General features: G+C 59.6%; 25 protein-coding genes, 2 pseudogenes and 1 other annotated feature. Of the genes and pseudogenes, 10 read left to right on the top strand and 17 right to left on the bottom strand.

From position 1 onward, the window contains the following. Window positions 1-96 precede the first annotated feature (96 nt). The gene (locus MKS11_RS25355; RefSeq protein WP_004203519.1) at window positions 97-1,011 is read left to right on the top strand and encodes a LysR substrate-binding domain-containing protein; all 915 of its coding nucleotides are present in this window, start codon (window positions 97-99) and stop codon (window positions 1,009-1,011) included. Between the two features lie 5 nt (window positions 1,012-1,016). Here the strand turns inward: MKS11_RS25355 and MKS11_RS25360 are convergent, their stop codons facing one another. After that, the gene (locus MKS11_RS25360; protein WP_043520610.1) at window positions 1,017-1,352 is read right to left on the bottom strand and encodes a DUF1869 domain-containing protein; all 336 of its coding nucleotides are present in this window, start codon (window positions 1,350-1,352) and stop codon (window positions 1,017-1,019) included. Between the two features lie 4 nt (window positions 1,353-1,356). Beyond that, window positions 1,357-1,689 carry a DUF1971 domain-containing protein gene (locus tag MKS11_RS25365; protein WP_004203524.1) on the bottom strand — a complete coding sequence of 111 codons (333 nt, stop codon included), beginning with the start codon at window positions 1,687-1,689 and terminating at the stop codon, window positions 1,357-1,359. On the opposite strand from MKS11_RS25365, the pseudogene MKS11_RS27745 reads away from it, so the two are divergent. Then, a pseudogene (locus MKS11_RS27745) lies at window positions 1,688-1,942 on the top strand (hypothetical protein). The gene MKS11_RS25365 and the pseudogene MKS11_RS27745 sit on opposite strands and share 2 nt — an antisense overlap. Here the strand turns inward: MKS11_RS27745 and MKS11_RS25370 are convergent. Both MKS11_RS25370 and MKS11_RS25375 read right to left on the bottom strand, forming a co-directional pair. Then, window positions 1,913-3,823 (bottom strand): bifunctional diguanylate cyclase/phosphodiesterase, encoded by a 1,911-nt coding sequence (locus tag MKS11_RS25370; protein ID WP_017899687.1) that lies wholly within the window; start codon window positions 3,821-3,823, stop codon window positions 1,913-1,915. The pseudogene MKS11_RS27745 and the gene MKS11_RS25370 sit on opposite strands and share 30 nt — an antisense overlap. Before the next feature lie 10 nt (window positions 3,824-3,833). Beyond that, window positions 3,834-4,329, bottom strand: a pseudogene (locus MKS11_RS25375) (molybdopterin-dependent oxidoreductase). A gap of 304 nt (window positions 4,330-4,633) precedes the next feature. On the opposite strand from MKS11_RS25375, the gene shiA reads away from it, so the two are divergent. Next, entirely contained in the window at window positions 4,634-5,953 is a 1,320-nt protein-coding gene (shiA, locus tag MKS11_RS25380; RefSeq protein WP_048325038.1) for a shikimate transporter, read from the top strand. Between the two features lie 46 nt (window positions 5,954-5,999). Continuing rightward, complete coding sequence (locus MKS11_RS25385; protein ID WP_043520616.1) at window positions 6,000-6,740, top strand: lipoyl protein ligase domain-containing protein; 741 nt, start codon at window positions 6,000-6,002, stop codon at window positions 6,738-6,740. On the opposite strand, the gene MKS11_RS25390 is transcribed toward MKS11_RS25385, so the two are convergent. Continuing rightward, complete coding sequence (locus tag MKS11_RS25390) at window positions 6,700-7,656, bottom strand: LysR family transcriptional regulator (RefSeq protein WP_032456350.1); 957 nt, start codon at window positions 7,654-7,656, stop codon at window positions 6,700-6,702. The two genes, MKS11_RS25385 and MKS11_RS25390, sit on opposite strands and share 41 nt — an antisense overlap. Before the next feature lie 116 nt (window positions 7,657-7,772). Here MKS11_RS25390 and MKS11_RS25395 point away from each other — a divergent pair, with 116 nt between their 5' ends. Then, window positions 7,773-8,162 carry a tautomerase family protein gene (locus tag MKS11_RS25395; protein ID WP_023318664.1) on the top strand — a complete coding sequence of 130 codons (390 nt, stop codon included), beginning with the start codon at window positions 7,773-7,775 and terminating at the stop codon, window positions 8,160-8,162. Between the two features lie 21 nt (window positions 8,163-8,183). On the opposite strand, the gene MKS11_RS25400 is transcribed toward MKS11_RS25395, so the two are convergent. Next, window positions 8,184-8,915 carry an HPP family protein gene (locus MKS11_RS25400; protein ID WP_017899693.1) on the bottom strand — a complete coding sequence of 244 codons (732 nt, stop codon included), beginning with the start codon at window positions 8,913-8,915 and terminating at the stop codon, window positions 8,184-8,186. 198 nt (window positions 8,916-9,113) lie between these two features. On the opposite strand from MKS11_RS25400, the gene MKS11_RS25405 reads away from it, so the two are divergent. Next, window positions 9,114-10,223: an adenosylhomocysteinase gene (locus tag MKS11_RS25405; protein ID WP_004203536.1), complete on the top strand. Its 1,110-nt coding sequence runs from the start codon at window positions 9,114-9,116 to the stop codon at window positions 10,221-10,223. Between the two features lie 34 nt (window positions 10,224-10,257). On the opposite strand, the gene cobT is transcribed toward MKS11_RS25405, so the two are convergent. The 6 genes from cobT to dacD all read right to left on the bottom strand — a co-directional run bounded on the left by cobT (window position 10,258) and on the right by dacD (window position 15,876). Beyond that, window positions 10,258-11,325: a nicotinate-nucleotide--dimethylbenzimidazole phosphoribosyltransferase gene (gene cobT / locus MKS11_RS25410; RefSeq protein WP_284109757.1), complete on the bottom strand. Its 1,068-nt coding sequence runs from the start codon at window positions 11,323-11,325 to the stop codon at window positions 10,258-10,260. Window positions 11,326-11,352: 27 nt separating this feature from the next. Then, window positions 11,353-12,093: an adenosylcobinamide-GDP ribazoletransferase gene (gene cobS, locus MKS11_RS25415; RefSeq protein ID WP_211773141.1), complete on the bottom strand. Its 741-nt coding sequence runs from the start codon at window positions 12,091-12,093 to the stop codon at window positions 11,353-11,355. Window positions 12,094-12,405: 312 nt separating this feature from the next. Continuing rightward, the gene (locus MKS11_RS25420; protein WP_002911883.1) at window positions 12,406-12,729 is read right to left on the bottom strand and encodes a DUF496 family protein; all 324 of its coding nucleotides are present in this window, start codon (window positions 12,727-12,729) and stop codon (window positions 12,406-12,408) included. A gap of 167 nt (window positions 12,730-12,896) precedes the next feature. Continuing rightward, window positions 12,897-13,955, bottom strand: a complete 1,059-nt coding sequence (locus MKS11_RS25425; protein WP_004203544.1) for an FUSC family protein — start codon at window positions 13,953-13,955, stop codon at window positions 12,897-12,899. Between the two features lie 98 nt (window positions 13,956-14,053). After that, the gene (sbmC, locus tag MKS11_RS25430) at window positions 14,054-14,527 is read right to left on the bottom strand and encodes a DNA gyrase inhibitor SbmC (protein ID WP_017899697.1); all 474 of its coding nucleotides are present in this window, start codon (window positions 14,525-14,527) and stop codon (window positions 14,054-14,056) included. A 185-nt stretch (window positions 14,528-14,712) separates the two neighbouring features. Then, the gene (gene dacD / locus MKS11_RS25435; RefSeq protein WP_284109758.1) at window positions 14,713-15,876 is read right to left on the bottom strand and encodes a serine-type D-Ala-D-Ala carboxypeptidase DacD; all 1,164 of its coding nucleotides are present in this window, start codon (window positions 15,874-15,876) and stop codon (window positions 14,713-14,715) included. Between the two features lie 180 nt (window positions 15,877-16,056). Here dacD and sbcB point away from each other — a divergent pair, with 180 nt between their 5' ends. Then, window positions 16,057-17,481 carry an exodeoxyribonuclease I gene (gene sbcB / locus MKS11_RS25440; protein WP_004203547.1) on the top strand — a complete coding sequence of 475 codons (1,425 nt, stop codon included), beginning with the start codon at window positions 16,057-16,059 and terminating at the stop codon, window positions 17,479-17,481. A gap of 199 nt (window positions 17,482-17,680) precedes the next feature. Here the strand turns inward: sbcB and fusA are convergent, their stop codons facing one another. Further along, window positions 17,681-19,783: an elongation factor G gene (gene fusA / locus MKS11_RS25445; RefSeq protein ID WP_004203548.1), complete on the bottom strand. Its 2,103-nt coding sequence runs from the start codon at window positions 19,781-19,783 to the stop codon at window positions 17,681-17,683. Window positions 19,784-20,023: 240 nt separating this feature from the next. Between fusA and MKS11_RS25450 the strand changes: the two genes are divergently transcribed. After that, the gene (locus MKS11_RS25450; RefSeq protein ID WP_017899702.1) at window positions 20,024-20,335 is read left to right on the top strand and encodes a helix-turn-helix transcriptional regulator; all 312 of its coding nucleotides are present in this window, start codon (window positions 20,024-20,026) and stop codon (window positions 20,333-20,335) included. A 185-nt stretch (window positions 20,336-20,520) separates the two neighbouring features. On the opposite strand, the gene plaP is transcribed toward MKS11_RS25450, so the two are convergent. From plaP to MKS11_RS25465, 4 genes are all read right to left on the bottom strand, one after another. Further along, a complete protein-coding gene (gene plaP, locus MKS11_RS25455) occupies window positions 20,521-21,879 on the bottom strand; it encodes a putrescine/proton symporter PlaP (RefSeq protein ID WP_004148994.1) in 1,359 nt (452 codons plus the stop codon). Beyond that, complete coding sequence (gene yoeI, locus MKS11_RS27750) at window positions 21,869-21,931, bottom strand: membrane protein YoeI (RefSeq protein WP_096335043.1); 63 nt, start codon at window positions 21,929-21,931, stop codon at window positions 21,869-21,871. Before yoeI ends, plaP begins: the two co-directional genes overlap by 11 nt. 236 nt (window positions 21,932-22,167) lie before the next feature. Beyond that, complete coding sequence (locus MKS11_RS25460) at window positions 22,168-23,058, bottom strand: LysR family transcriptional regulator (protein WP_064157346.1); 891 nt, start codon at window positions 23,056-23,058, stop codon at window positions 22,168-22,170. 38 nt (window positions 23,059-23,096) lie between these two features. Continuing rightward, complete coding sequence (locus tag MKS11_RS25465; protein WP_004203585.1) at window positions 23,097-23,921, bottom strand: SDR family oxidoreductase; 825 nt, start codon at window positions 23,919-23,921, stop codon at window positions 23,097-23,099. Window positions 23,922-24,096: 175 nt separating this feature from the next. Between MKS11_RS25465 and hisL the strand changes: the two genes are divergently transcribed. Together hisL and hisG are read left to right on the top strand one after the other, a co-directional pair. After that, complete coding sequence (gene hisL, locus MKS11_RS25470) at window positions 24,097-24,147, top strand: his operon leader peptide (RefSeq protein WP_004899375.1); 51 nt, start codon at window positions 24,097-24,099, stop codon at window positions 24,145-24,147. Then, window positions 24,123-24,245, top strand: a sequence feature (His leader region). Its footprint overlaps the gene before it by 25 nt. 47 nt (window positions 24,246-24,292) lie before the next feature. After that, window positions 24,293-25,192 (top strand): ATP phosphoribosyltransferase, encoded by a 900-nt coding sequence (gene hisG, locus MKS11_RS25475; RefSeq protein ID WP_002912152.1) that lies wholly within the window; start codon window positions 24,293-24,295, stop codon window positions 25,190-25,192. Window positions 25,193-25,220 lie beyond the last annotated feature (28 nt).

Consider the following 25,220-nt stretch of genomic DNA (forward strand, 5'->3'; position numbering starts at 1 on the left):
ACTCATGCCATCGTCTTTACATGCCCGTAGCCTATCGCCACTATACAGGGACACACAAACGCATAGTTTTCAGCCATAGATGAGAAAAACTCAGCCATGAGAACACCCCGCCTGCCGCCGCTGGGCGCCCTGCGCGCCTTCCACGCCGTCGCCCGCCAGCGTAGTTTTAAACTGGCCGCCGGGGCGCTCGGCGTCAGCGCGACGGCGGTCAGCCATCAGATTAAACTGCTGGAATCAGTCCTGGAGTGCCGGGTCTGCGAGCGCAGCGCGCAGGGCGTCAGCCTGACCGCCGACGGCGAGATCCTCTACGCCGCCACCCAGCGCGCCTTCAGCGCCCTGGAGCAGGCCGTTGTGCAGATTGCCCAGGCCCGCCAGCCGCCATCCTTAACCGTCACCACCACCTCCAATTTTCTCACCCACTGGCTGGTGCCACGGCTGGCGGACTTCACCGCCCGCTTTCCTGCTATCGACCTGCGTCTGCACACCAGCGTCGAACGGGTGGATCTGCATCTGGGCACGGTGGACGCCGCGATTCGCTATCGCGAAACGCCCGAGCCGGATCTGTGCTGTACGCTGCTGCATGAGGATCGCTTTATCGTGGTCGCCAGCCCGACGCTGGCCCTCAGTCGGCCTGACGATCTGGCGGAAGTAACACTGTTTCACGTCGCCAACCGGCACGTACCGGCGGATTCGCCGAGCTGGGAGAACTGGCGTCGCCGCTATGGACCGCCGACGCTGAATATTGACGCGGGGTTAACATTTAGCGATGAAACCCATGCCCTGCAGGCGGCGGTGGCTGGCCAGGGGGCGGTGATCGCCAGCGAACTGCTGGCGCGGGATCTGCTGCAGCGCGGAGTGTTATCCGCGCCATTCAGCAGCGCGTTACCGGGCGCCAGCTACTACCTGGTCACCACCGAGGCGGCAGCGCAGCGGGGGGATATTATCGCGCTGCGGGAGTGGCTGGTGGGGCAGATGGCCTCGGGCGACAGCGGCCAGCCGGCAGCGGGATAGCGGCCTTACCAGCCGCAAACGTTGGTCTCTTCGTCGGACTCATAGCCGCGGACGATATTGATCAGCTCCTTCACCGCATCGGCCGCGGTGAGCGGGTCGCGCAGCGCCGCCAGCGAGGAAAAGCTTTTATCGACCGAGACGCCGTTATTGTTATTGGTGACCGTCAGCACAAACTCCCCCTCTAAATTGTCGTCCGGCAGATCGCTCAGCAGCCCATTAACGGCCTCCACCGCCTGCTGCGGAATATACAATACCATCGGTTTGAGGAATATTTTTTCTTGTTTCCGCTGAAGGCGGCCATTCTCTACCGCTAAGGTATAACCTTTATTTTCACTGTTCATGCTTTTAGCCCTCGATGAGAATATTCGGATCAACATAGAAGTCGACATTAAATACCGTGTCCTCCGACAGGGCCTCAATGCAGTGCCATTTTTCCGGCGGAAAAACGCCAAACTGGCCGGCTTCAATGGTCAGGGTTTCAACCGGCTCGGGGCTGCTCTCATCGGCATAGCCGAGATAGCGGATCGCCCCCTGCATCACCGACAGCCGGGGATAGACCCCCTGGCGGGTGCCAGCGTCCAGATGGCGGCGCCAGATAGAGGCCGGCGCGGTCTCCTTTGTCCACAGCGGCGTGCTGCGGGTATGAACGTAATGGGTGGGAATAATAATTCGCTGCATGATTGCGCCTCACTTTACCGTCGCACAGGATACGGTCAGAAATAATCGATATGATGCATATCATATACCTCTTTCAAAGGGGAAGGATATTATTTTGCTGGTGAATTTTACCTCTACTCCTTTTTATACCCCTCAGGGATTAACGCTTTGATAAAATAAAAAAGGCGATTACAGTGTCCTGAAATCGCCCCGCAATAATTATGTTAAGCCGTTTACATTTAAATTAGCGCAGCGGACTCGGTTTGCCGATTAAATAGCCCTGCACCAGGTCGCAGCCCAGCGCCTGTAGCGAGGCCAACTGCTCTTCGGTCTCCACGCCTTCAGCCACAATACGCATATGCAGGCTCTTTCCCATGCTGATAATCAGGCGCACGATATCCAGATCGTCTTTTTGCTCCGGAATATTAATAACAAACGAGCGGTCGATTTTGATTTTGTCGAACGGGAAGTAGCTTAAACGTGACAACGAAGAATAGCCGGTACCGAAGTCATCGATGGAGATTTGAATGCCCTGCTCGCGCAGCTGGCTGAGAATTTCCAGCGAACGGGTGTTCTCATTGAACACGTCCGACTCGGTGATCTCCAGATCCAACCGTCGCGGGTCGAGGCCAGTCTGCTGCAATACGCTGATAATGGTGTCGGTCAGCGAGGTGTTCATCAGCTGAATCGGCGAAACGTTGACCGAGACCTTGAGCGGCGTCGCCCAGCTGGCCGCTTCGGCACAGGCGGTTTTCAGCACCCACTCGCCGAGGGCATTGATAAGGCCGATTTTCTCTGCCACCGGGATAAACACCGTCGGCGGCACGGCGCCGCGCACCGGATGGAACCAGCGAACCAGCGCTTCGTAGCCGTAGATTTCGCGCGTGACGGTATCGGCGATCGGCTGGTAGTAGACTTTGAATTCGTCATGGGACAGGGCCTGCAGCAGATCGTCTTCAAACGATTTATTCTCCTGCAGACGCTGCAGCATCCCCGGCCGGAAGATTTGTACATGGCCGCTGCCCTCTTTTTTCGCCTCATACAGCGCGAGGTCGGCGCACTTGTACAGATAATCGGTCCGGCTTTCGCCATCAGAGATCACGATCCCGATGCAGGCGTCGATATTAATCTGCGCATCGTAGATCTGATAGGGCTGGCTGATCTTCTCCCGGATAACATTGGCCCGCTCGAGGGCCATCTCTTCGGTGAGATCGTAAGAGAGCATCGCGAACTCATCGCCGCCGAGGCGATACAGCGTCTCAGAGGTTTTACGGAAAAAAGAGAGGCGGCTGGCCAGATCCTGCAGCAGCTTATCGCCGGCGTCATGGCCGAGGGTATCGTTTACATCCTTAAAGCTGTCGAGGTCAAAAAGCATCACCACGGCGCATCCGTTATAGGGACGCACCTGATTGACGATCTCCTGCAGACGCTGCCAGAAAGAGAGACGGTTTGGCATACCGGTCAGCGAATCATGGTAGGCGTCGTACTGAAGACGACGGTTCTGCACCTGCAGCTTCTCTTTCGAGACCTGCAGATCGTTGGCCAGGGTTTTCATACGAACGTGGGCGCGCCGCAGGTTATTATTCTGCCGCAGCATCAGCAGCCCGAGGGTAATACACATGGCGATCAGCAAAATGGAGATCACCGAGTAGATATAATAGAGATGCTGAATTTTATCATGGGTGATATTAACGATATTAATATCTTGCGTCAGCGTGGCGGCCGCCATTGAGGTCAGGGGACCATCCAGCTCGCTTAACACCGGCAGGATCGCTTTAACCTGTGCCGGCGTCATGGTGTCAACTTGTTTATCAAGCAAATGAAGATTGCGGATCAGCGTGGCGACCACCGCCTTCCGCTGTTCGCTTTTATTAATAAAGCGACCCAGATCGCCCTGCTGCAGAAGTTCGATCTGGCTCATCATGATCTCGAGGCGCAGGCGCACCTCATCGTGGTCCGCCCCTTCGGCCCCAATCGCCATGCCCGCCAGACGAGACTCCAGTCGCATATATTCCGATACCATCTGCGACATTGACCACGAGTCCGTATAGCGGGTAAATTTTTGCAACTCACTTTGTCGCTCATGCACCAGATAAGTAATATATCCAGTAACAATAAACAACGACAAAATAATAGCCGTGAGTATTCGATTCAAGATCCAACCCTTACTCTATAATAATCTTAGAAACTTGCCAGGCCGATCGGGAATAATAGATCTGGTTCTGTAATTCAGCACTGCTGTCGTAAGGGTAGACGATAAATAACGGGCCTTTATCCCGAACGCGCATATATTCGCCGTTCATTTTTAACGCCATAATGACCGGGAATTTATAAAAATCGTCCATCGGGATAAGGGTGGTGTAGTCGTTGAGCGCCAGCACGCGGACGGATTGGCCTTTAGCGCCGACTAAATCCATGAGTTTATTAAGGGGAATGCCATCAAAACGGACCTTCCCGGTGTACCAGGGGGTGGTGGTTTCCACCGTCTTCATGCCCAGTTTTTCCAGCATCGCGAGATCAAAAACCGCCTTGTCACCGACGTTCGTATTTCCGATTTTCCCGGAAATGGTCAGTACAGGTTTTCCTGTCGGCGCAGGCAGTTTTTCAGCATAAGCAGAAGGCAATGACAGAACAAAATAAAACTGCAAGAAGTAGACGCATTTAACTCACCATTCCAGAGAAGGAGACATGTTAAGTGTAAACCATTTACGTCAATTCTTAAAAGGTGCTCCTCTTTGTTATCCGTTGATTTAATTAAAAGTATAAGCTGGCTGGCAAATTGCCAGAATGTTTAGTAAAGGGTGTGATTTCGCCCGCCTTTCCGGCCGCTTATTTTTGCACCAGTTCTCCGCTTAGCAGGCAAACTACTTTCCTCCACGGCCGCCGCGCGGTAGTCTCAGAGCAGACGCAATGCTAAAAGCGTCTCATTCCAATAACAACGAATATGTGACTGACAGGACAGGGTATGGATTCAACAATAAGCGTGCAGCCCGACGAGGCGCCGGATTCGCTGCATCGGGCCCGGCGGGCGGCATGGGGCAGCTTTGCCGGCGCCGTGGTCGACTGGTACGATTTTCTTCTCTATGGCATTACCGCCGCGCTGGTGTTCAACCGCGAATTTTTCCCGCAAATCAGCCCGGCGATGGGCACCCTTGCCGCATTTGCCACCTTCGGCGTCGGGTTTCTTTTTCGCCCGCTGGGCGGGATTATCTTTGGCCACTTCGGCGACCGTCTCGGGCGCAAGCGGATGCTGATGATGACCGTCTGGATGATGGGTATCGCCACCGCCTGCATCGGCCTGCTCCCGTCGTTCAGCCAGATCGGCTGGTGGGCGCCGGTGCTGCTGGTATTCCTGCGGGCGGTTCAGGGCTTTGCCGTCGGCGGCGAATGGGGCGGCGCGGCGCTGCTCTCGGTGGAGAACGCTCCGAAGGGAAAAAAAGCCTTTTACAGCAGTGGCGTGCAGGTGGGCTACGGCGTCGGCCTGCTGCTCTCCACCGGGCTGGTATCGCTGATCAGCAGCCTGACCACCGACGAGCAGTTTCTCAGCTGGGGCTGGCGCTTACCCTTCCTGTTCAGCGTGGCGCTGGTCCTGATTGCGCTGTGGATCCGTAACGGTATGGCCGAATCGCAGGAGTTTGAGGCCCAACAGCGCCAGACCAACGCGCCGCAGGTGAAAAAGCGGCTGCCGGTGGTGGAAGCCCTGCTTCGCCATCCCGGGGCGTTTTTACTGATTATTGCCCTGCGGTTGTGCGAACTGCTGACCATGTATATCGTTACCGCCTTCGCCCTCAATTACTCAACGCAAAACCTCGGCCTGCCGCGTGAGCTGTTTCTCAACATCGGCCTGCTGGTGGGCGGCCTCAGCTGTCTGACTATCCCCTGCTTCGCCTGGCTGGCAGACCGCTTTGGCCGTCGGCGGATCTACATTACCGGGGCGCTAATCGGCACGCTGAGCGGTTTCCCGTTCTTTATGGCGCTGGAGAGTCAGTCCGTTTTCTGGATCCTGTTCTTCGCCCTGATGCTGGCCAATATCGCTCATGATATGGTGGTCTGCGTCCAGCAGCCGATGTTTACCGAGCTGTTCGGCGCCAGCTATCGCTATAGCGGCGCCGGCGTCGGCTACCAGGTAGCGAGCGTAGTCGGCGGCGGCTTTACGCCGTTTATCGCCGCGGCGCTGGTCACCTTCTCCGGGGGAGCCTGGCACAGCGTGGCCCTCTATCTGACCGCAGGATGCCTGCTGTCAGCACTCACCGCGCTGCTGATGAAAAAACATACCGTCGACTGACCAGCCTTCGGAGGGCGCGACCCGCGCCCTCCGGTAAGGAAAATGCATGTCTTTATTGCCTCTGGCCGACTGCTGGCCACGCCGCTTTACCCCCGCCTCGCTGGCGCTGCAGTTTTGCGAGGACCCCACCCTGGCAGAACTGCCGCTGTTTGCCAAAGCCTGCGCCGGCGAGGCCGTCGCCCAGCTCTGGCAGGCGCCGCAGGGATTCGTGGTGCCGGGGAGCTATCGTCAGTTTGCGGACCTGCCGGCGGTCAGCGCGCATTTTGCCGCGCGGGGCTGGCCGGTATGGCTCCGCCGCTCTGGGGGCGGTCTGGTGCCCCAGGGGCCGGGGATTATCAACCTCAGCCTCGCCTGGCCGGTGCAGCAGCCGCTCGGCGAAGCCGCCGAACCCATCTATCACTCGCTGTGCGCTGTGCTTCAGCGCACCCTCGCGCGCTTCGGCGTTGCCAGCCACCCCCGGGCGGTGAGCGGTTCCTTTTGCGATGGCCGGTATAACCTCGCCTGCGGGGAGGGAGAGGCGGCGCGTAAGATTGTCGGTACCGCCCAGTACTGGCGGCCGCTGACGGCGAGCGGCGGCCATGTGGTGCTGGCCCATGCGGTGATCCTTATTGACGCCGACCTGAGCGCGGCGCATCAGGCGGCGAACGCCTTCGAAGCGCAGCTCGGCAGCGGGCGGGTCTACCGCGCCGACAAAACCGTCACCCTGGCGCAGTTGCTTCCCGGCGAGCGCCATCTGCTCCCCCGATTCAGCGAAGCGCTGGCGCGGGAGCTGGACGCGGCTCGCTGAAGGTTGCTTTCAGGTAGCGGCTGAATGTCTCCACCGCGCGCGACACCCGCGGAGTATAGGGCCGGATGACGTACAGCCGATCGGCGAACACTTCCACCGGCTGCCACGCCGGCAGCAGCTCCTGCACCTGCCCGCGGCCGATGGCCTCCCGGGCGCTAAAATCCGGCAGCAGCGCCACCCCCAACCCCGCCAGCACCGCATCGCGCAGCGACTCGCTGTTGTTGGTGGCGAACGGCCCCTGCACGTTGATGGTCACCCGTTCATCGGGCGTCTGGCGGGAGGCAAACGTCCACTGCGGGCGCTGGGGCCCACGGGGGTAGGTCAGGCACTGGTGATGACGCAGATCGTCAGGCGTCTCGGGGCGGCCATGGCGGCGGATATAGTCGGCGGACGCGACGATCAGCGTCGCGGTGTGGCACAGCGGCCAGGCGACGTGGGTGTCCGGGAGCGCCTCGCGCCGACAGTGGCGGATGGCGAGGTCGAACCCTTCGCTGCCGAGAGAGACCAGCCGGTCGGTCACCTCCAGCTGCAGATGCAGCTGGGGATGCTGATGCAAAAAGGGCGCGATCGCCGGCACCAGCTGTTGACGGGAAAAAGCCACCGGCGCGGTCAGGCGCAGCGTCCCCCGCAGCGGCCCGCCCTCATCGCAAGCGCCGGTGAAAATATCCCGCAGCTGGCCAAACGGCTCATTGAGCTCCGCCACCAGCCGCAGCCCGTCGTCGCTGAGGCTGACGCTGCGGGTGGTGCGATGGACCAGTGTTTTACCGGTCACCCGCTCCAGCTCGCTGATTTTCTGGCTGATGGCCGACTTGCTGATCCCCAGCTTTTCCGCGGCCCGGGTATAGCTTTTCTGCTCTTCCAGCACCGTTAGCCAGTAGAGATGGGCCCAGTAACTCTCCGGACGACTCTCGCTCATGTTGATTGTTCACCAGTAAAAACAATGTATTCAACTATAGCGGTTTTTGCCCGCGACGGCATCGGCTAGCATCTTTATCAGACCGCGATTATTGCCTAACGATAAGGAACACCTGCATGCCATTACTGACATTTGACCTGATAGAAGGCCGTACGGAACAGGAGATCAGAACCCTGCTGGATGCCGCTCATCGCGCCGTGCTGCGCGCCTTCGAGGTACCGGAACGCGACCGCTACCAGATTGTTCACGAAAACAAAGTCCACCATATGGTGATTGAAGATACCGGCCTCGGACTGACCCGCACGCGGGATCTGGTGGTGGTGCGGGTCTATACCAGCCCGCGCAGCGACGCGCAGAAGCAGCGCTTCTTCGCCATATTGCAGGAGGAGCTGGCGGAGCACTGCGGCCTGAGCGGCGATGATCTGATGGTGTCGATTATCAGCAACCAGAAAGGCGACTGGAGCTTTGGCCGCGGGGTCGCCCAGTATCTTACCGGCGATCTCTAACCCGCGGCCGGGAGAGCGCTGTCAGCGGCGGCCAGCCGCCGCGATGCGCTGGCGCGCCTGCTGTTCGATATTTTCCAGCAGTTCCTGGACATCGTCTTCGTCAATGTCCAGGAACTGTCCTTCCAGCAGCGCGGCGTGAATATCTTCCCGGGTAACCGAAATGCCCAGCGGCACCGTCCGGGATTTGACCTCCTCTGCCGCCAGCGGATGGGGGTAGCGGCGGCCAACCAGATTGTTAAACACGATGGCCAGCAGCGCCAGCATCAGGGAGTTGAGCAGCACCGGCGTCAGCACAAAGTGATAGCCTTCGCTGTGCACCCCGGCGCCGCCGAGGATCGCCGTCAGGGCCACCGCGCCGCCGGGAGGATGCAGGCAGCGCAGAAAATACATTCCGGCGATGGCCAGCGCCGCCGCCAGCCCGCAGGCCAGCGCCGGGTCGGGCACCAGCATACCCACCGTGACGCCGATCAGCGCCGACAGCACATTGCCGCCGACAATCGACCACGGCTGCGCCAGCGGACTGCTCGGCACGCCAAACAGGAGTACTGCCGAGGCGCCCATGGGGGCAATAAACCACAGGTTAACTTCGCCCAGCAGCCAGTGGCTGAACATGCTGGTCACCGCCAGGCCGGTGCCGGCGCCGATGGATCCCAGCACAATATGCCGTCGAGCCACCGGCAGCGCATGCGGCTTCAACCGCCCAAGGAAAATCCGCAGCCGTGAAAACAGGCCCGCGGGAATGACACTCAACATCGCTTTATCGCTCAGATCATAGGAATAACTTATATTTTATTTTCTTTTTTTAACCTTACATTAACAACCCTGTATTTCACAGGGGATCGCGCGGGCGTCGATTTCCAGGCGGCACAGGGCTGTGAATTCTCGCCCGGACTGATAGAATCCCTTTTCTGTCAGGGGGATACCCCTTTGCGAACTGAAGGTCATAACCCAGTGAATAATAAAATCTCTTTAGCGAAAGAAGTGGCATGGGCCAGCCAGAATATGCCGCGTACCCTGCGCCAGGTCGCCGCCCTGCCCGACCTCAGCGGCGTCCGCCTGGCCTGCTGTATGCACCTCGACATGAAAATGATCCCGCTGGTGCAGGGGATCCTCGACAAGGGCGCTCAGGTCTTTTTAACTACCTGTAACCCCACCACCGTGCAGGACGACGTGGTGGCCTGGCTGGTGGAGCGTGGCGCCGAGGCCTGCGCCTGGCGCAATATGAGCGATGCCGACTGGCAACAGTCATGGGAAAAAGCGATCGCCTGGCAGCCGACTCACCTGTGCGAAATGGGAGCCGATATCACCACCCTCCTCCACCAGCGCGGCGAGTTCGGCAACATCGTGGCTGGTCTGGAAGCCACCGGCTCCGGCGTCAATCGGCTGGGGGATATTCAGCCCGGCTATCCGATCTTTAACTGGGACGATCTGCCGGTCAAAGAGGGGCTGCATAACCGCCATATGGTCGGACTCACCGCCTGGCATACCTTCTTCCAGACCACTCATCTCACCCTGCATGAGAAAAAAGTGCTGGTCATCGGCTACGGCCTGGTTGGCCAGGGCGTCGCGGCGGCGGCAAAAGCTTTTGGCGGCCAGGTGATGGTGGCGGAGATCGATCCTGCCCGTCGACTGCAGGCGGCCTATGACGGCTGGCACGTGGTCGATCTCCAGGAGGCTATCGCCTCGGCGGACGTGGTCGCCACGGCGACAGGCGGTAAAAACGTGGTTAATCGCCAGGCGCTGGACCGGGCGAAAGCGGGAGTGTTTATCCTTAACGTCGGCCACGTGGCGGAAGAGATCGATGGCGAATACCTGCGCCAGTATCCTCAGGAAGAGGTGATGCCGTATATCAACGCCTACCGCATGGCTGACAAAACCGTCTACCTGATGGCCAATGGCTCGATGCTCAACCTGACCGCCGGCTTCGGCGACAGCCTGAACGCCTTTGACGTCACCCTGGCGGTGATGGCCAGCGGTATCGGCCATATTGTCAGCGACGGTATGCGCGCCCCGGCGCAGGTTTACCTGCTACCGCAGGCGGTCTGGCAGCAGGCGCTGTAAACCCGGCGCATCGTCGAAGCGATGCGCTTTATCATCAGGACATTGGCGCGCTATCGGGCAGCACAATGTTGCTCTGCGCCAGGGTCCCCATCTGGTGGTACATCGCGCTGGCGGCATCCAGCAAGTGCATGGCCAGCGCGGCGCCGCTGCCCTCACCCAGGCGCATGTCCATATCGAGATACGGGCGCAGACCCAGCGCGTCGAGGGCGATCCGCGCCCCTTTCTCCGCCGACAGGTGCGAAGGGATAAGATACGGGTGCGCCGCCGGGGCCATGCGGCAGGCCGCCAGAGCCGAAGCGTAGGAGAGGAAGCCATCCAGCACCACCGGTAAGCCGCTGGAAGCCGCCCCGAGGATCACCCCGGTCATGCCCACCAGATCAAAACCGCCCACCTTCGCCAGCACGTCCAGCCCGTCCGCCGGGTTCGGCTGGTTATAAGCGATCGCCTGGCGCACCACCGCCACCTTATGGCCCCGCTGCGCCAACGGCAGATTAGCCCCGCAGCCCACCACCGCGTCGGGGTCGCTGCCGGTCAGGACGCTGATCGTCGCTGCCGCCGGGGTGGTATTGGCCATCCCCAGCTCTCCCACGCCAAAGACTTTCACTCCGTCGGCGGCGAGCTGGCGGGTGAAACGTATGCTGGCCAGCAGCACCGTCTCCGCCTTCTGACGGCTCATCGCCGCCGTCCGGGCGATATTCCCGCTACCGCGGGCCACCTTGAGGTTGATCAGGCCCGGCAGCGGCTCGGCGTCGATGCCGACATCCGCCACCTCCACTCTCACCCCGGCCTGCGCCGCCAGCACGCAGACGCCGGTGTTGCCCCGTACCATATTGCCGGCATGAATGGCCGTCACCGCCTGCGGCGAAGGGGTCACGCCTTCATGCCAGACGCCGTGGTCGGCGCACATGACCACGATGGCTTTATCGCTCAGCGCCAGCTGCCCCTGCAGCCCCGGCAGACCGGCCAGCTGCACCGCCAGGCTCTCCAGACGGCCAAGGCTGCCGGGCGGCTTTAACAGGCCATCAATATGCTGCTGCGCGCGCGCCATGCCCGCCACATCGGGCTGCGGAATGGCAGCCAGTAACGCCGAAAGTGTTTCCATTCTGTTCCTCACCGTGGATGCCAGGCCTTACAGTAGCGCCAGTAAAAAGAATACTTCGCCCAGCTCGATCGCCGCTCCGAGGGTATCCCCGGTCTGCCCGCCGAGGGTGCGCTTCAGCGCCCACCCCAGGCCCCCGATCAGCACCAGGGCGATCAGCGCGGCGCGCAGCCCCTGCAGCCCCAGCAGGGCGGTGGCCAGCGCGATCGCTATCGCCAACGTCGTTAGCGTCTGCTGCAGGCTAATCTTGCCAATAAACAGATTGCCCAACCCTTTTTCCCGCGCATAGCGATGGCGATACATCAGCAGTACCGCCATCCCGCGACCGACGGCGCAGGCCGCCGCCAGCGCCGCGATGGGGTTGACATCGCGTAGCAGCAGTTCGCCGACCACCAGCATCTTGGCCACCAGCACAAAAATCAGCGCCAGACCGCCGTGGGTCCCCAGCCGGCTGTCGCGCATGATCTCCAGCATCCGATCGCGAGTGCGGGCGGAGAAGATGCCGTCGCAGGTATCGGCCAGCCCGTCAAGGTGAAATCCGCCGGTGAGCAGCGCCAGCGCCAGCGCGCCGAACAGCGCCGCCAGCGGGACGCCGCACCATGGCTGCAGGAGGTACACCACCGCGCCGGCGATAGCGCCGAGCAGTAAACCGACCAGCGGGAAGGTGACGATACTGCGCTGGTACTGTTCGATCTCCAGGCCCTGGGATAACCGCGCCGGGACCGGCAGACGGCTGATAAACGAGAGTGCAGCAAAGAATGACTTAATCACGTGGGGTTGACTCCTGTCGGCGAAAGCAGCGGAAGAGTTCTGTCGCGCCCGGTCAGCACCTGAGTTTGTCTTCTGGCGAATCGATCGTCGGAGAGGTGAGAGGTGTTGAGATATCGCCCTGACGCCGCTGCGTCAGATGCCCGGCCAGGATGAGAGAAACCTTTCCGATATCAATACGTTTTCGCGGGGCAGTATAGCAAAGAGTCGGCGAGGAGAGGCAGTTGCCGGGACAAAGTTTTCGCAGAAATATGCGTTGAGGAGCTGGTAGTGCAGAACAGCCCGGCGACGCTGACCGCCGCCGGACAGCAGGGATTAGCCTTCGACTTTGGCTTCGCCCATCACTTTCAGTTTTTTGGAGATGTCGCGACGCTCTTTGGACAGCTCGGCATTCTTGATGATGTAGTCATCAACGCGGTCTTCGTAATCGCTCTTCATGCTGGCGATGATGCCCTGGATAGCTTCCACGCTCATGCCCGGCTTGATGTAGTCGCTGAGATTGTCCAGCAGCAGAACGCGCTTCTGGTTATCACGGATCTTTTTCTCAACGTCCTGAATTTCACGCTGCAGTTTGTTCTTACGACGGTACAGACGAACAAACTCCAGTACGTCCTGGAAAGAAGGCTTAGTTGTTTCCATTTTTACACCCCTAATAATTGAGATTCGGATTCGTAAAGCGACTGCGTTATAGGGCTAACATAACTGCTAGCAGTCGCTGATGACAATGTTTTTTCCTTTGCGTTTATCATAACCCTAAACGCTGCTGAATCGAAACAACCCATGCAGTTACCCGGCGCATCTGGTGCTTATTTGCGCAATGCGCGGCAGATCAGATGCGACAGCAGCTCCAGCTGGCGTGCCAGTTCAATAGAGAGCCAAACATAGCCATGGATCGGGGTTTCCGCCAGGCTGTCGTCCCCCTGCTCTTTCATCAGCTGGCGCAGTTCGAGGACAATCTCATTCAGCTTTTCATTGTTGGCGCGCACAGGCTGAGGGTTTCCTTCGTACAGCGCGTGGGCGATGGCCAACAACGTCTGCTGGGTCATCTGCTGCGTCTCGCGTAGGGTGTGCGCATTGAGCATCACGAAGTGACCCGGACGGGTTGCCCACCAGGCGTTGATCTGCAGCTCCAGCATGCACACGAGGTTGCGGCTGACGGTCTGGATAGCCTCGAAGATCGCCTTCTGAATATGCGTCTCTTTGCTGGCGGGAGTGATCAGCCCGCGCATTTTGACGACGTCGTTGAGCGCCTGCTGAAGATGTTTTTCCAGCCGCGGCCGATCCACCAGATTTGGCGAGAAGCCGGCCTGGTAGAGGCGGTTGAAGTTGGTGACGTAGCTGGCCATCTGGATACGCCAGTGGATAAACGCCCGCTGCGGCCAGATACCGGTAAACAACATTGCCAGCAGCGAGCCGAAGATCACGTCGCCGCTTCGCCACAGCGCGGTATGCATATCGCCGGGCGGCGCCCCGACCACCACCGACAGGGTAATGCCGATCAGCAGCGCCTGATAGGGTTTCTTGCCCAGCGCCAGCCAGCCGCAGAGGAACATTGCCGCTGCGCACCAGAGGACCATCAGCGGCAGGGAGATAAGCTCAAGCTTCAGCGCCACCAGCCCCAGCGCCGAGCCGAGGATCGTGCCGCCGATGCGCTGAAACGCCCGCGGCACGACGTTGCCCCAGAAGGAGATCGGCCCCATCACCACCACCAGGGTAATAAGAGGCCAGGTCCCCTCGGGCACGTTCAGCAGCCGCACCAGCAAAAAGGTGAGCACAAAGGCCAGCGCAATCCGCACACCATGCACCACCCGATAATGGCGATACAAGCGGATCTCAAATGGCTTGAGTGATTTATCAGCGCGCACAACCCTCTCCGGCAAAACGAAAAGGCCAATTGTAACTGCTTTTTCGCCCGGAGCATGCCGGGAATGTAAAAATCCTTGTCCGGAACAGGGGTAAACCGCTACGACGCAACGCGCTCAACGGGGACATACATGTCGATATCCCAGTAGCCGTCATGGTTGCCATCGTTGAGATAGATCTCAAAACAGGGCCTGGGGGCCACGCGATGCGTTGTGCTCTGCAGCAGACTGTCGAAAAACTGCATCCACGGGGTAGCAAAATCGTAATCCACCACTCGCGCGCGGGCGCAGGCGTAATCCCCGCCGGCAATCGCCGCCAGTATCACCCCTTCGCTGTTGGCGGGAATGACGTAATCCTCGTCAACGGCGACCACGGTGGCGCAGCGTAGTTTTTCCGCTGGCACGTCCTCCGGGTTATCGTAGTAGACGGCAAGCCACTCGCGGGCGGGCACCTGATGGTTCTCAACCCACATCATCAGTTGCTCAAACCCCTGCTTGACGGTTTGATCCCAGGGCCCGACCAGATGGAAACCGGCAATGGTTTTCTTGCCGAGGGTGGTGACGCTGTAGTTCATCTTGCCTCCTTCGTGAACATATTACTGTATAAATGTACAGTTAATCTAGCAGGAGATCCCCCCTCAGTATGTGCGCGAATTCACAGAGTCGCCATTGCGGCTGATGAAAAAAACGGCGATTTTGTCGCCGCGTCTGCCGGGCGGCAGGCGAAAAAAAACCGCCTGCAAAGAGGCGGTTATCATGGTTACAGCTCGTGGTGCAGGTAATCGCTCATTCGCGAGAATACCCCGCCTTTATTAATGCTTTCGAGGGTGACCAGCGGATAGTGGCCCACGACCTTGTCGCCGTCATACAGCGAAATCTCGCCGACCCGCTGGTTGGCGGCGATCGGCGCCTCCAGATCCTTTTTATCCAGCACGTATTTCGCCTTAATCCGCGATACTTCCGCCTTCGGCAGCGCTAACCAGAAATCTTGATCGGTGCCGAGCTTAATCTGCTCTTTATCGCCGTACCAGATGCGCTCGGTGCCGACCTTCTGCCCCTTCTGCAGCACCTGCACGGTGTCGAAGTTCTGCTGCCCCCAGTGTAACAGTTTAGCGGCCTGCTGCTCGCGGCCTTTCGGGCTGTCGGCCCCCATCACCACGGCGATCAGCCGGCGCTGGCCATCCACCGCCGAGGCGATCAGGTTGAACCCGGCGCCCGATGTGTGGCCGGTTTTCAGGCCATCGACGTTCATGGTTTTATCCCACAGCAGACCGTTACGGTTTTGCTGGGTAATGCCGTTCCACGTCAGGCTTTTCTGGCTGTACATGTGGTACACGTCAGGCTCGCCATGGATAATCGCCCGCGACAGCACCGCCAGGTCATAGGCCGAACTGTGCTGGCCCGGGGCATCGAGGCCGTGGACGGTTTCGAAATGGGTGTCCTGCAGATGCAGTTTTTCGACATACTGATTCATCAGGGCGACAAACTGCGGCTGACCGCCGGCGACATAGTCGGCCAGCGCGACGCAGGCGTCGTTGCCGGAGTCGACAATCAGCCCACGGCTGAGGTCGCGGACGCTGACGCGGTCCCCTGGCTTTAAAAACATCAGGGATGACCCGTCGAACACCGGGTTGCCCTTCGCCCAGGCGTCTTTACCCACGGTGACGATATCGTCAAAGGTGATACGATGGCTGTCGATGGCGCGATCGACCACGTAGCCGGTCATCAGTTTGGTCAGGCTGGCAGGATTACGCTGCTGATGTTCGTTACCCGCGGTCAGCATCTGACCGGTGGTGTAATCCATCAGCACCCAGGAGCCAGCCTGAATGGAAGGCGGCGCGACCGTAGCAGGTAAGTCGACGGCAAATGCGCAGGAAACGCTCGAAGCGAGCAAAGATACAGCAATAAACAAACGGCCTTTCAACGGCATATCCTCTAGATTTACAGATCCGCCGTCCTTTTTACGGAACTTCGCGTTTCATATCAGGGTTTAATTGCAAGAAAATATGACACAGCAGAGGAAGTTGCTTGCCGTTACCCTTCTGATGACCGGGCAAATCGTTTACCATACCGGTCGCACGCCACCACGGATAATGAACAGACTATGCAAGATAGCGTCAACCAGCCCGGATTTTTATTCCACGATTATGAAACCTTCGGCACCAGCCCTTCCCTTGACCGGCCGGCGCAGTTCGCCGCCATCCGCACCGACGCGGAGTTAAACGTGCTCGGCGAGCCCGAGGTGTTTTACTGCAAGCCCGCTGACGATTATCTGCCGCAGCCGCAGGCGGTGATGATCACCGGGATCACCCCGCAGGAAGCGCTGGCCAAAGGGGATAACGAGGCCGCGTTTGCCCGCCGCATCCACGATCTGTTCACGGTGCCGCAGACCTGCATCGTCGGCTATAACAACGTGCGCTTTGACGACGAAGTGACGCGGAATATCTTCTATCGCAACTTCTATGACCCTTATGCCTGGAGCTGGCAGCACGATAACTCGCGCTGGGATCTGCTCGACGTGATGCGCGCCTGCTATGCCCTGCGTCCGGAAGGGATCGTCTGGCCGGAGAATGACGAGGGTCTGCCGAGCTTCCGGCTTGAACATCTGACCGTCGCCAACGGTATTGAACACCAGAACGCCCATGACGCGATGGCCGACGTTTACGCCACTATCGCCATGGCGAAGCTGGTGAAAACCCGGCAGCCGCGGCTGTTTGACTATCTCTACAGCCACCGCAATAAGCGCAAGCTAGCGACGCTCATCGACGTGCCGCAAATGAAGCCGCTGGTGCATGTCTCCGGCATGTTCGGCGCCGCGCGCGGCAACACCAGCCTGGTGGCGCCCCTGGCCTGGCATCCGGAAAACCGCAATGCGGTGATCATGGTCGATCTGGCGGGGGATATGGCGCCGCTGCTGGAACTGGATGCCGACGCCCTGCGCGAGCGGCTTTACACCCCGCGCGCCGAGCTTGGCGATCTGCCGGCGGCGCCGATTAAGCTGGTGCATTTGAACAAATGTCCGGTGCTGGCCCAGGCCAATACCCTGCGCCCGCAGGATGCCGACCGGCTGGGGATCTCCATTCAACGCTGTCTGGAGAATGCCCAGCTGCTGCGGGCGAATCCGCAGGTGCGGGAGAAAGTGGTGGCGGTCTATGCCGAAGCCGAGCCGTTCGTGCCGTCCGAAAACGTCGACGCCCAGCTTTACAATGGGTTCTTTAGCGATGCCGACCGCGCGGCGATGAAAATCGTGCTGGAAACCGAACCGCGCAATCTGCCGGCGCTGGATATCACCTTCGCCGACAAGCGCATCGAACGCCTGCTGTTTAACTACCGGGCGCGCAACTTCCCCGGCACGCTCGATGAACATGAGCAGCAGCGCTGGTTAGAGCACCGTCGTCAGGTATTTACGCCTGAGTTTTTGCAGGCCTATGCCGATGAGCTGCAGATGCTGTATCAGCAGTATGCGGATGATAAAGAGAAGCTGGCGCAGCTGAAGGCGCTGTGGCAGTACGCGCAGGATATTGTCTGATTGGCGGACATGCCCGGGCTACAAACGATGACCGGGGAGGACGCCTGACCGTAGGCCCGCGCAAGCGCAGCGCCGCCGGGCATTGCCTCCCCAGTTCGTGCTTACCTTTTTGCCCGGTGGCGGCTTCGCCTTACCGGGCCTGGACGCTGGTACCAGAGTAGCCCGGGTAAGGCGCTAGCCGCTACCCGGGATGACTGGCTTAACTTTTCGCGCGGCTGGCGATGATTTCATCCGCTACGTTGCGCGGCGCTTCCGCGTAGTGGTGGAACTCCATGCTGTAGGTTGCTCGTCCCTGAGACATCGAGCGCAGCGTGGTGGAATAACCAAACATCTCCGCCAGCGGCACATCGGCGCGGATGATCTGGCTGCCGAAGCGCTCTTCCATCCCCTGCACCATCCCGCGACGGGAAGAGAGATCGCCCATGATATTCCCGGCGTACTCTTCCGGCGTCTCCACCTCCACGTGCATCACCGGCTCAAGGATCACCGGGTCCGCTTTGCGCGCCCCTTCCCGGAAGCCGAAGATCGCCGCCATGCGGAACGCCATTTCCGAGGAGTCCACGTCGTGGTACGACCCGAAGGTCAGGGTCGCTTTCACGTCAACCACCGGATAGCCCGCCAGCACGCCGGTGCCCATCGCTTCGCGCAGCCCTTTCTCCACGGAAGGGATGTACTCGCGCGGCACTACCCCGCCTTTGGTGGCGTCCTCGAAGACGAAACCGCTGCCCGGCTCCAGCGGCTCCAGGGTCAGCACGACGTGCCCGTACTGTCCTTTACCGCCGGACTGGCGCACAAATTTGCCTTCCACGTCCGTCACTTTCTTGCGCAGGGTTTCGCGGTAGGTGACCTGCGGACGACCAATGTTGGCCTCAACGCCAAACTCGCGCTTCATCCGGTCGACAATGATCTCCAGATGCAGCTCGCCCATGCCGGAGATAATCGTCTGGCCGGACTCTTCATCGGTATGCAGACGGAACGACGGATCTTCCGCCGCCAGCCGCTGCAGCGCGATGCCCATTTTCTCCTGGTCCGCTTTGGTCTTCGGCTCAATCGCCAGCGAAATCACCGGCTCCGGAAACTCCATCCGTTCGAGGGTAATGATCGCATCCGGATCGCACAGCGTATCGCCGGTGGTCACATCCTTCAGCCCAACGCAGGCCGCGATATCCCCGGCGTGCAGTTCGTCAACTTCATGGCGATCGTTGGCCTGCATCAGCACGATACGCCCGATGCGCTCTTTCTTGCCCTTCACCGGGTTCCACACCGCATCGCCTTTCTTCAGCGTCCCGGAGTAGACGCGGATAAAGGTTAGCTGGCCGACGTAGGGGTCGGTCATCAGTTTGAACGCCAGCGCCGACAGCGGCTCATCGTCGCTCGGGTGGCGTTCCGCCGGCTGGCCTTTCTCATCCACGCCCTGTATCGCCGGAATATCCAACGGCGACGGCATCAGCTCCACCACCGCGTCGAGCATGCGCTGCACGCCTTTGTTTTTAAAGGCGCTCCCGCAGAGCACCGCCTGGATTTCGCCCTTCACCGTGCGCTGGCGCAGACCGGCGACGATCTCCGCCTCGTCCAGCTCGCCGGTTTCGAGGTATTTATCCATCAGCGCGTCGCTGGCCTCCGCCGCCGCCGAGACCATTTTCTCCCGCCACTCGCGGGCAGTCGCCAGCAGATCGTCAGGGACCGGTCCGTAGCTGAAGGTCATGCCCTGAGTGGCGTCATCCCACAGGATGGCGCGCATTTTCACCAGGTCGACGACGCCGGTGAAATGCTCTTCGGCGCCAATGGGGATGACAATCGGCACCGGGTTGGCCTTCAGGCGGTCGATCATCATCTGCACCACGCGGAAGAAATCCGCCCCGGGGCGATCCATCTTGTTGACGAAGGCCAGCCGCGGGACATGGTATTTATTCGCCTGGCGCCAGACGGTCTCCGACTGGGGCTGCACCCCGCCGACGGAGTCATACACCATCACCGCGCCGTCGAGCACGCGCATGGAACGTTCCACCTCAATGGTGAAGTCCACGTGCCCCGGGGTGTCGATGATATTGATCCGGTGCGGCTCGAAGCTGCGGTCCATACCCGGCCAGAAGCAGCTCACCGCCGCCGAGGTAATGGTGATCCCGCGCTCCTGCTCCTGGGCCATCCAGTCGGTGGTTGCCGCGCCATCGTGTACTTCACCCAGCTTATGGCTCATCCCGGTGTAAAACAGGATGCGCTCGGTGGTGGTGGTTTTACCGGCATCGATATGCGCGGAGATACCGATGTTGCGATAACGTTCGAGGGGGATGGGTCGGGGCATGATGCGTCCTTAGTCGTTTTGACTGTCAGTCTGCGGTCGGAATGATCCGCAGTTCATTTAACTGCCGCCTATGATAGTACAATTGTACGAGTATACTCGAACTATTTTAACTATTATTATGATTGGTCAGGTTGCGGCGGCGCGCGTGGCATCAGACCTGGAGTTTGGGTATAGTAGCCGCCAGCCGCCGATACGAGCTGCGGCCGCCATGCGCCGCGCCACCGCCGACACAGGATTATTATGATCGCCAATCACCCCGAACGAGAACAAATTCGCCTGGAAAATGTCCTTTCCGCGCTCGGCAACCCGCTGCGACTGGAGATCATCCGCACGCTGGCGGACGGCAGCGAGCAGAGCTGTAATGCGCTGCGTCAGGAAGAGGTGGCCAAGTCCACCATGACCCACCACTGGCGCGTCCTGCGCGACAGCGGTGTGATCTGGCAGCGGCCTCAGGGACGGGAGAATATGATTTCGCTGCGCCGGGAAGATCTGGACGCCCGTTTTCCCGGCCTGCTGGATACGCTGCTTAACGTGATGGTGCGGGAGGGATAAGTATTTACGCCGGGTAGCCACTGCGCCTGACCCGTCCTGCAAAGACCTGCCGTCAGCTTATATTCCCCAGACCCGGCAAGCGCTGCGCCGCCGGGCAAAAAACAGGTCCCGGTATCGAACAAGCGCAGACGAAAAAAAAGCCGGAGGTTTCCCTCCGGCTTTTCTCATTCACATCACGCTACGCCTTACGCCACGTCTTCGTACTGCGGCACCGGGTTGCGGAAGCTTTTGGTCACGCAGGCCAGATAGACCAGACCGATACCGGCCCAGATCAGGCCCAGAATCATCGAGCTCTCTTCCAGGTTGACCCACAGCGCGCCGACGGTCAGGGCGCCGCACATCGGCAGGAACAGATACTGGAAGTGGTCTTTCAGCGTCTTGTTACGTTTCTCACGGATCCAGAACTGCGAAATCACCGACAGGTTAACGAAGGTAAACGCCACCAGCGCACCAAAGTTAATCAGCGCCGTCGCCATCACCAGGTCAAAGTTAATCGCCAACAGGGCAATAGCACCGACCAGGATGATGTTCATCGCCGGAGTGCGCCAGGTCGGGTGGACGTAGCCGAAGAAGCTTTTCGGGAACACGCCGTCACGCCCCATCACGTACATCAGACGCGCCACGCCAGCGTGCGCCGCCATACCGGAAGCCAGTACGGTGATGGTGGAGAAGATCAGCGCGCCAACCTGGAAGGCTTTACCTGCCACGTAGAGCATAATTTCCGGCTGTGACGCATCCGGATCTTTAAAGCGCGAGATATCCGGGAAGTACAGCTGCAGGAAGTAGGTGGCAAAGATGAAGATCAGGCCGCCGATCAGCGCGGTCAGGAAGATCGCGCGCGGAATGACGCGCTCTGCATCTTTGGTCTCTTCAGACAGGTTGCTGATGCCGTCGAAGCCGGTAAACGAGAAGCACAGGATCGTCGCCCCGGTAATCATCGGGATCACGTGCGCGTCACCGGACCAGAACGGACGGCTGCTGGCCAGCGTACCGGCGCCTTCGCCTTCAAACACGCCATAAATCACCATGCCGAGGATCACGGCAATCAGCACCACCTGCAGCACCACGATCACGGTGTTGAAGTTGGCCACGGATTTAATGCTGCGCAGGTTAAAGGCGGTCATAAAGGCGACCAGCGCGATAACAAACACCCACGACGGAATCGAAGGCACCAGCGCTTCAAAATAGATTTTCGCCAGCAGAATGTTGATCATCGGCGCGAACAGGTAGTCGAGCAGCGAGGACCAACCCACCATAAAGCCAACGGTCGGGCTGATGGATTTCTGCGCATAGGTATACGCCGAGCCGGCGGACGGGTAACGACGTACCAGCTTGCCATAGCTCAGCGCAGTAAACAGGATAGCGATTAACGCAAAGGCGTAGGCCGTCGGCACGTGACCGTCGGTCATACCAGAGACGATACCAAACGTATCGAACAGCGTCATCGGCTGCATATAGGCCAGGCCCATCATTACAACCGGAACTAGCGTAAGTGTTTTACGTAATTCCACGCGAGAGGTATTTGGAGTAGCGTTATGCGACATAGTTATCCCCTTTTACGGTGAACGCCAGCGCGTAAGCAAAAAATTGCCCCATTTCTTTCTATTCCTCAGCGACAACGACTGTCGGTTTTTAGTAAATATCTATCCGGTACGAAGCCCGGCCTCTTGGTATTGAATGATGTGTCTTTCGACCAAAAAAATAACCGACACTTTAAAAAAAGCGTCGGCTAGTCTCTGGTTTTCAGGCCGCATATTTTGCAACAAATTCAACGGCGTTGACAAGATGTTATGAAGTTCATTGCGTAAGCATATTTTTTAACGTGCTAATATCTATACGGTTTCCATATGATAAATTGTAAAAATAGCACTATTTGCTAATAGCGTTTCCCGCCACCATTTGCCAGCCAAACCGCAGGTAGCGTCATTCCAGGCGATCCACGCGTGCTGACGAGGCGACTGCCCGCGCACGGTCAAGCTGACCAGTTCGCCGCTCTCCAGCAGCCCCTGCACCTGGTAACGCGGCAGGCAGCCCCACCCCAGTCCCATGCGCAGCAGCGCCAGCTGCGCCGTAACGTCACATACCGTCAGGGTCTCCTGATCGCCGAGCAGCGCCCCGCCCTCGCCGGTGGCGACCGCGCGGTAACGGCGCAGAGTTCGCCAGCTCAACGGGGCGCGACGCTCCGCCAGAGGATGCTGCGGGGAGACCACCAGCTCCAGATCCAGCTCGCCAAGGGGAAGATAATCATAGCCGCTCAGCGGCGGCGGCTCGCCGAGCGCCCCCAGCAGGAGATCGGCCTGCCCTTCAGTCAGCGGCCGCCAGTCCAGCAGCGAGGGGTTCAGCGTGAAGTGCAGCCGGGTCAGCGGCTGCTGTTGATAAAATGCGGCGATCAGCGGCGAGAGTTGCGCCACGGGAAAGGTGCTGTCCACCGCCAGGCGGAGGGTATGCTCCCACCCCTGCTGCAGCTTAACCGCCCGGATCTCCAGTTCGCGGGCGATATGCAGCACTTCCCGTCCTTTCTCCAGCAGCATCTGTCCGGTGGGGGTAAAGCGCGCGCGGTGACCGCTGCGGTCGAGCAGCTGAATATTGAGATCGCTTTCCAGCCGGTGAATGGTGTAGCTCAGCGCCGAGGGCGTTTTAAAGAGCCTTGCCGACGCCGCGGCAAAGCTCCCCTCTTTTTCCAGTGCGTCGAGGATCACGAGGACATCCAGCAGTGGTTTCATCGCTACCCCCTTACGGTATGCGAATCACCGCTGGCGCATCACTCCATCGGCATCACCAGCGGATCGGGGTACTGGTACTCAAATCCCAGCTCATTGCAGATTCGATTGCCATCCACAATCTTGCCCTGGCCGCCGTCCGGGCTGTCACTGAACACCGGCGGCGGCAGCCCCAGCTCGCGGGCCATCTGCGGATAAAAGAGGCCGCGCGCCGGATGGCGGGGCGCACATAGATTATAGATGTGCCCGCCCTTCGGAGCCTGCAGCAGCAGTTCGATGGCGGCCACCACATCCTGCAAATGCACCAGATTGACCACATGCTGGCCATCCGGCGCCGACTTGCCGGCGAAAAAACGTCCCGGATGACGGGACGGCCCCACCAGCCCGGCCAGGCGCAGAATATCCACCGACGTCCCCGGCAGGTTGTGCAGCCAGTCTTCCAGCTCCTTGAGCACCTGCCCGCTGGCGGTCTCCGGCAGTCGCGGGGAGTTCTCTTTCACCGTGCCGTTGACGTTGCCATACACCGAGGTGGAGCTGGTGAAGACGATCCGCGGAATATGGTACGCCAGCGCGGTATCGACGATCTCCTGCACCGCCTGCAGATAAAACCCTTCCCCCGCGCCGGTCCGCCGGGCCGGCAGCGTGATCACCAGCGCATCGACGTTCATCAGCGCGTCGAGGTCCTCGGTATCACAGACCAGCTGCGGCTCCAGGCGCAGCGGATAGCTGTCGATCCCGCACATCCGCGCCGCCTCCACGCCATCCTGCGTGGTTTTACTGCCGGTGACCTGCCAGCCTCGCGCCGTCAACGACAGCGCCAGCGGCATCCCCAGCCATCCCAAACCGACTATCGCGACCTTTTTCATCCCAGGCTCCTGACTCTTTCGCTGTGCTGATTACAGGCTACGCCAGCCAGCGGCAACTGACAATTTCTTCGCTCAATGTGAAATGAATTAATGATAGAAAAAAGCCCTTGCTTTCTGCGGCGGAAGTGGTTTAGGTTAAAGGACATCAAATGCATAGTCATTCACAGAGAATTTTATGAACCGCGTTCAATTTAAACACCACCATCATCACCATCATCCTGACTAGTCTTTCAGGCGATGTGTGCTGGAAGACATTTGGATCTTCCAGTGGTGCATGAACGCGCAGAGAGCCCCCGGAAGATTCACTTCCGGGGGCTTTTTTTTGGACCAAATTCGGACAGATTCAGACAGGTATTCAGAGGAAAAGAACAATGTTAGACAACACCCGTTTACGCATAGCTATTCAGAAATCAGGCCGTTTAAGCGAAGATTCACGCGAATTACTCAGCCGCTGCGGCATTAAAGTCAATTTGCACACCCAGCGTCTGATTGCGCTGGCGGAAAATATGCCAATCGACATTCTGCGCGTGCGTGATGACGATATCCCGGGCCTGGTGATGGACGGTGTTGTTGACCTCGGGATTATCGGCGAAAACGTGCTGGAAGAAGAGCTGCTCAGCCGCCGCGCCCAGGGCGAAGACCCGCGCTACTTCACCCTGCGTCGTCTGGACTTCGGCGGCTGCCGCCTGTCGCTGGCGACCCCGGTGGATGAAGCCTGGAACGGCCCGGCGGCGCTGGACGGCAAACGTATCGCCACCTCTTACCCGCACCTGCTGAAGCGCTACCTCGATCAAAAAGGTATCTCCTTTAAATCCTGTCTGCTGAACGGCTCCGTGGAAGTGGCGCCGCGCGCCGGCCTCGCCGACGCCATTTGCGACCTCGTCTCCACCGGCGCCACCCTGGAAGCCAACGGCCTGCGCGAAGTGGAAGTGATCTACCGCTCCAAAGCCTGCCTGATCCAGCGCGACGGCGAAATGGCCGACGCCAAACAGCAGCTGATTGACCGCCTGCTGACCCGTATTCAGGGGGTGATCCAGGCCCGCGAGTCGAAATACATCATGATGCACGCCCCGACCGAACGCCTTGAGGAAGTGGTTGCCCTGCTGCCGGGCGCCGAGCGTCCGACCATTCTGCCGCTGGCAGGCGACAAGCAGCGCGTGGCGATGCACATGGTCAGCAGCGAAACCCTGTTCTGGGAGACCATGGAAAAACTGAAGGCGCTGGGCGCCAGCTCCATTCTGGTGCTGCCGATTGAGAAGATGATGGAGTAATCGGCCAGCCGGTCACGGGACACACAGG

The organism is Klebsiella sp. K5-45 (assembly GCF_030128605.1).
In the GTDB taxonomy this organism is placed as follows: domain Bacteria; phylum Pseudomonadota; class Gammaproteobacteria; order Enterobacterales; family Enterobacteriaceae; genus Klebsiella; species Klebsiella quasipneumoniae.